Origin of the sequence: Verrucosispora sp. SN26_14.1 (genome assembly GCF_004307965.1) — a bacterium.
Taxonomy (GTDB): domain Bacteria; phylum Actinomycetota; class Actinomycetes; order Mycobacteriales; family Micromonosporaceae; genus Micromonospora.
The window spans coordinates 1-6,313 of record NZ_SISL01000345.1 but is presented as its reverse complement, the minus strand read 5'-3'; the positions used below and the strand labels follow the sequence as shown (position 1 = coordinate 6,313).

At 72.7% G+C, this 6,313-nt stretch carries 5 protein-coding genes and 1 pseudogene; 5 read left to right on the top strand and 1 reads right to left on the bottom strand.

The features are described 5' to 3' along the window. The 3 genes and pseudogenes from EYA84_RS23945 to EYA84_RS23935 form a co-directional block, all read left to right on the top strand. Nucleotides 1-1,332, top strand: a pseudogene (locus EYA84_RS23945) (hypothetical protein); the annotation flags it as partial. Between the two features lie 138 nt (nucleotides 1,333-1,470). After that, nucleotides 1,471-3,204, top strand: a complete 1,734-nt coding sequence (locus tag EYA84_RS23940) for a CTP synthase (RefSeq protein WP_131055551.1) — start codon at nucleotides 1,471-1,473, stop codon at nucleotides 3,202-3,204. Beyond that, on the top strand, nucleotides 3,201-3,818 hold the full coding sequence (locus tag EYA84_RS23935) for an NUDIX hydrolase (protein ID WP_131055549.1): 618 nt from the start codon (nucleotides 3,201-3,203) through the stop codon (nucleotides 3,816-3,818). Before EYA84_RS23940 ends, EYA84_RS23935 begins: the two co-directional genes overlap by 4 nt. A gap of 60 nt (nucleotides 3,819-3,878) precedes the next feature. On the opposite strand, the gene EYA84_RS23930 is transcribed toward EYA84_RS23935, so the two are convergent. Then, a complete protein-coding gene (locus EYA84_RS23930; RefSeq protein ID WP_343232782.1) occupies nucleotides 3,879-4,208 on the bottom strand; it encodes a TM2 domain-containing protein in 330 nt (109 codons plus the stop codon). 217 nt (nucleotides 4,209-4,425) lie between these two features. Between EYA84_RS23930 and ald the strand changes: the two genes are divergently transcribed. Further along, complete coding sequence (gene ald, locus EYA84_RS23925; protein ID WP_131055545.1) at nucleotides 4,426-5,541, top strand: alanine dehydrogenase; 1,116 nt, start codon at nucleotides 4,426-4,428, stop codon at nucleotides 5,539-5,541. Between the two features lie 10 nt (nucleotides 5,542-5,551). After that, nucleotides 5,552-6,313, top strand: a 762-nt coding sequence (locus EYA84_RS23920; RefSeq protein WP_131055553.1) for a tyrosine-type recombinase/integrase, incomplete at its 3' end; no start/stop codon positions are given.

Genomic DNA, 6,313 nt, shown 5'->3' with positions numbered 1-6,313 from the left:
GACGCGGACCGGGAGGCCGCCGCGCAGCGGCAGGTGGCGGGCGGATTCTTCACGGTGCTGGCCGCCGTGCAGGTAGCGCTGGCCCTGGCGGTGTTGCCGCTGCTGCGCCGCGCCCGCCGGCACGCCGGACCGTACGGGCCGAAGCCGGTGTCCCGGCGGGTGGTGGCGGTGGTGGAGCTGCTGCTGGTGGCGGCGGCGCTGGCCATCCCGGCGGCCCTGCTCGCCGAGGCCGTGCCGTGGTGGCGCAACGTCCACCCGGCCGCTTCCTTCGCCGGGCTGACCATGGTGCTGCTGGCCGCCGCGACGTTGCTGGTGCGGTTGACGCCGGGATACGGCACCACGTTGGGACCGCTCGGCGCGGTGGCCGGTCTCACCACGTTGGCCGTCGGCCTGGACGTGGTCACCGGGGCCCGTCTCCAGCTCAACGGTGTGATCGGGTACTCCGCGTTGGAGGGCGGCCGGTATGCCGGGCTCGGCACCGTGGGGCTCGGCGTCTTCGTGGCCGGCGCGCTGCTGACCGGCGGCTGGCTCGCCCAGCAGGTGCACCGGACGTGGCGACCGATGGTGATGGTGCTGGTGGGCGGTGCCGCCGTGGTGGTGGTCGGCAGTGCGTACCTGGGTGCCGACTCGATCGGCGCGATCGCGGTGACCGCCGGGGTGAGCGTCGCGGCGGCGATCAGCGCGGGCGGGTGGCTGACGTTGACCCGGTTGGCGTGGGCGACCATGGCCGGACTGGCGGTGATGGTCGGGTTCGCGGTCGTGGACCTCGGCCGCCCACCGGCCGATCGCGGCAGCCTGGGCCGGTTCCTCGCGGCACTGGGCGACGGCACCGGTGGGTTGACCGTGCAACGGTCCAGCGCCTCGAACATCGACACCCTGATGAACAGCCCGTTGACCGTGCTGGCGTTGGCCGGTGCGTTGCTGGTGTGGTTCGCCCTGCTCCAGCCGTGGGGCGGGCTGATGCGGCTGTTCGGCATCTATCCGGCAATCCGGGCGGCGATGGCGGGCACCGGTGTGGCCGTCGGCATCGGCGGGGTGCTGAGCGCGGCGGCGCTGGACGTGGCGGGAGCGGCGGCGGCCGTGGTGGTGCCGATGGCGGCGCTGTCGGCGTTGCGGGTGCTCGACCACTCGGCGGACCGCACCCGGCCCGGCACCGACCGGCCGTCGGACACCATCCGGTCCGACACCCGGGCGGGCGACGCGGCCACCCCGGGTGCCGAGGACACGGCGTGCGCCGGTGCGCCGGTCGAGGACGCCGCCGGGGCCGGTACCGAGGGTGAACGCGGGCGTGGCCGGGCGGTACGGTCGTCGGCCGAGGTCGCGACCGGGTGACCCCGGGAGCGGTACCTCGGGTGCGGCCCGGGAGTGCCTTAGGCGAGGTGTTACCGTGGAATCCCGTGGATCGCGTGATCACTTCGCTGATTGGCTCGGCGGTCTGCACGACCGCGACGGACGACACGGGAGCAGGCCTTGGCCCCTTCAGCACGGACGACCAGGCACATTTTCGTCACCGGGGGAGTCGCCTCCTCGCTGGGTAAGGGGCTCACCGCCTCCAGCCTCGGCAATCTGCTCACCGCGCGGGGACTTCGTGTGGTGATGCAGAAGCTCGACCCGTACCTCAACGTGGACCCCGGCACCATGAACCCGTTCCAGCACGGCGAGGTGTTCGTGACCGAGGACGGCGCCGAGACCGACCTGGACGTCGGTCACTACGAGCGTTTCCTGGACCGGGCGCTGTCCGGCAAGGCGAACGTCACCACCGGCCAGATCTACTCGGAGGTGATCGCCAAGGAACGGCGCGGGGAGTACCTGGGCGACACCGTCCAGGTGATCCCGCACATCACCAACGAGATCAAGTCGCGGATCCTGGCGATGGCCGATCCGGACGACGACGGCCGTACGCCGGACGTGGTGATCACCGAGGTGGGCGGCACGGTCGGCGACATCGAGTCGCTGCCGTTCCTGGAGGCGATCCGGCAGGTCCGTCACGACCTGGGCCGGGACAACTGCTTCTATCTGCACGTCTCGCTGGTGCCGTACCTGGCGCCCTCGGGGGAGCTGAAGACCAAGCCGACCCAGCACTCGGTGGCGCAGCTGCGCAACATCGGTATCCAGCCCGACGCCATCGTCTGCCGCTCGGACCGGGAGATCCCGGACAAGCTCAAGCACAAGCTGTCGCTCTACTGCGACGTCGACGCCGAGGCGGTCATCGCCGCCCCGGACGCGCCCAGCATCTACGACATCCCGAAGGTCCTGCACCGGGAGGGGCTCGACGCGTACGTGGTGCGCCGCCTCGGGCTCTCCTTCCGGGACGTGGACTGGGAGGGCTGGGACGACCTGCTGGAGCGGGTGCACCAGCCCCGGCGCACGGTCACCGTGGCGCTGGTCGGCAAGTACGTCGACCTGCCGGACGCGTACCTGTCGGTCAGCGAGGCGATCCGGGCGGCCGGCTTCGGCAACCGGGCCCGGGTGCAGGTGCGTTGGGTGCCCAGCGACGACTGCGTCACCCCGGCGGGCGCGGCGGCGGCCCTGGCCGGTGTCGACGGCATCGTCATCCCCGGCGGGTTCGGCGTGCGGGGCATCGAGGGCAAGATCGGCACCGCCCGGTACGCGCGGGAGAACGGCATCCCGCTGCTCGGGCTCTGCCTCGGCCTGCAGTGCATGACCATCGAGGTGGCCCGGCACCTGGCCGGGCTGGACGGCGCCAACTCCGTGGAGTTCGACGCCGAGGCCGTGCACCCGGTCATCGCCACCATGGCCGACCAGGAGGACATCGTGGCCGGCAAGGGCGACCTGGGCGGCACCATGCGGCTCGGCGCATACCCGGCGGCGCTCGCCGAGGGGTCGATCGTCGCCGAGGCGTACGGCAGCACCGAGGCCAGCGAACGGCACCGGCACCGGTACGAGGTGAACAACGCCTACCGCGACCAGCTCGCCAAGGCCGGGCTGCGGATCTCGGGTACCTCGCCGGACGGGCGGCTGGTCGAGTTCGTCGAGCTGGACCGCGAGCTGCACCCGTTCTTCGTGGCCACCCAGGCCCACCCGGAGCTGAAGAGCCGCCCCACCCGACCGCACCCGCTGTTCGCCGCGTTCGTCCAGGCGGCGGTGGCGTACTCGCAGGCCGACCAGCTTCCGGTCGACCTGGACGGTGCCGAGCGGGCCGCGCGCAACGGCACCGCCACGACCGTCCCCTCGGCGTCGTGAGCGACGCCGGCAGGGCGGTCGAGCACCGCTACGAGGTGCTCTCCCGCGAGGTGCAGTACCGCGGTCGGATCTTCGACGTGGTCACCGAGCAGGTGAGCATGCCCGGCGGCGGGACGGCCCCGCGTGACCTGGTCCGGCACGTCGGTGCGGTGGCCGTGGTGGCGTTGGACGACGCCGGCCAGGTGGTGCTGATCCGGCAGTACCGCCAGCCGGTCGGCCGGCGCCTCTGGGAGCTGCCGGCCGGGCTGACCGACGTCACCGGCGAGGACCCGGCGGTGACCGCGGCGCGGGAGCTGGCCGAGGAGGTCGACCTGACCGCCGGTCGGCTCGACGTGCTGGTCGACGTGCACAGCTCACCCGGGTTCACCGACGAGCTGGTCCGGGTCTTCCTGGCCCGGGACCTCGGCGAGGTGCCGGCGGAGCAGCGGCACGACCGGCACGACGAGGAGGCCGACCTGCAGATCGTCCGGATCGACCTGGACGAGGCGGTCGGCATGGTGCTGGCCGGTGAGGTCACCAACGGCCCGTGCGTGGCCGGGCTGCTGGCCGCCGCCCGCGCCCGCGACGCCGGTTGGTCGGTGCTGCGCCGGGCGGACACCCCGCTGCCGGGCTGAGCGGGAGGACGACGACAGGGGCCGCGCGGATCACCGCGCGGCCCCTGTTCGCATGCCGGATCAGTCGCGCAGCGGGCGACCCTGTCCGTCGACGCCACCGTTGACCAGGATCAGGATGCCGTCGATCAGACCCCAGAGGCTGCCGATACCGCAGGTCACCAGCGTGACGACGAGCTGGATGACGCCGGTCTTGGTGTCACCCATGTAGAACCGGCCGACGCCGAAGCCGCCCAGCAGGATCTGCAGGACACCGGCGATGACCTTGCTCTTGTCGGAAACGCCCTGGGGGTACCCGGGCTGATAGGGGGGAATAGTCATGAGGCGACACGATAGTGATCCACACCGACGCTGTCCGCACCGGTAGGCACCACGTGGGACGATGTCGACCAATACTGTCCTGTCGGCTGAGGTGGACCCGGCCGGTGGGCTGCCCGTACACCTGACACATCGTCAGGGTTCGCGGCCACCGGATGTCATGGTGCACGCTCCCGCGACGCGCCGGTACGCCTAAACTGCCGCCCACGGGACCGGTCGACCGTCGCGGCAAAGGGGCCGCCGCGGCACCGCCCAGTCGGGGGAGCCGTCCCCGGAGAGAGGTGTCTGCATCGTGAAGGTCGGCATCCCCCGCGAGGTCAAGAACCACGAGTACCGGGTGGCGATCACGCCCGCGGGCGTCAACGAGTTCACCCGCGGCGGTCACCAGGTCTTCGTCGAGGCCGGTGCCGGGGTCGGCTCCAGCATCACCGACGAGGAGTTCACCGCGGCCGGCGCCAAGATCCTGGACACCGCCGACGAGGTGTGGGACGCCGCCGACATGGTGCTCAAGGTCAAGGAGCCGGTCGCCGAGGAGTACCACCGGATGCGCGAGGGGCAGGTCCTCTTCACCTACCTGCACCTGGCCGCCTCGCGCGACTGCACCCAGGCGCTGCTCGACCGCAGGGTCACTGGCATCGCGTACGAGACGGTCGAGCTGCCGGACCGCTCCCTGCCGCTGCTCGCCCCGATGTCCGAGGTGGCCGGCCGACTCGCCCCGCAGGTCGGCGCCTTCCATCTGATGCGTACCGGAGGCGGCCGGGGCGTGCTGCCCGGTGGCGTCTCGGGCGTGTACGCGGCGAAGACCGTGGTCATCGGTGCCGGGGTCTCCGGCATGAACGCCGCCGCGATCGCGCTGGGCCTGCAGTCCGAGGTGCTGCTGCTGGACAAGAACGTCGGCCGGTTGCGGCAGGCCGACGCCATCTACCGGGGACACCTGCAGACCGTCGCCTCCAACGCGTACGAGATCGAACGGGCCGTGCTCGACGCGGACCTGGTCATCGGCGCGGTGCTGGTGCCCGGCGCCAAGGCACCGAAGCTGATCTCCAACGAGCTGGTGTCCCGGATGAAGCCCGGCAGCGTGCTCGTCGACATCGCCATCGACCAGGGTGGCTGCTTCGAGGACTCGCGGCCGACCACGCACGACGAACCGGTCTACCGGGTGCACGAGTCGATCTTCTACTGCGTGGCGAACATGCCCGGCGCGGTGCCGAACACCAGCACCTACGCGCTCACCAACGTCACCCTGCCGTACGCCCTCGAACTGGCCAACCACGGCTGGCGGGAGGCGTCGCGGCGCGACCCGGCACTGGCCCTGGGCCTGAACACCCACGCCGGCCAGGTCGTCTACGGCCCGGTGGCCGAGGCGCACGGCCTGCCCACCCTCGCGCTCACCGAGGCGCTGGGCTGAGGGGGAAGCGCTGAGCACGGCGACCGACGAACGGGCCGGCCCCGAACCGGCGCCGGCCCTGCGTCGTGCGCTGCGCGGCTACCTCGACCACCTCACCGTCGAACGTGGACTGGCGGTGAACACCCTCACCTCGTACCGCCGCGACCTGGACCGCTACCTCGACTCGCTGGCCGCCGCCGGGGTGGACGACCTCGCCGGGGTCTCGGCCGGCGAGATCGAACGGCACCTGGCCCGACTGCGCACCGGTGACGACGGCCGCCCGCCGCTGGCCGTCTCCTCGGCCGCCCGCGCCGCCAGCGCCGTGCGTGGTCTGCACCGCTTCGCGCTGCGTGAGGGCCTGGTCGGCGCCGACCCGAGCCGTGACGTACGCCCACCCACCCCACCGCGCCGACTGCCCCGCGCGCTGCCCGTCGACGCGGTGGTCCGGCTGCTGGAGACCGCCGGCCCAGTGGACGCGGCGGGGGAGCAGGCGCCGCTGGCGCTGCGCGACCGGGCGCTGCTGGAGTTCCTGTACGGCACCGGCGCCCGCATCTCCGAGGCCATCGGCGCGGCCGTGGACGACGTGGACCTCGACGACGGGGTGGTGCTGCTGCACGGCAAGGGCGGTCGCAGCCGACTGGTGCCGGTCGGCGGGCACGCGCTGCGGGCGCTCGGCGCCTACCTGGTCCGCGCCCGGCCCGGACTGGTCACCGCCGGCCGGGGCACCCCGAGGGTGTTCCTGAACGCCCGGGGCGGCCCGCTGACCCGGCAGGGCGCCTGGACCGTGCTGCGT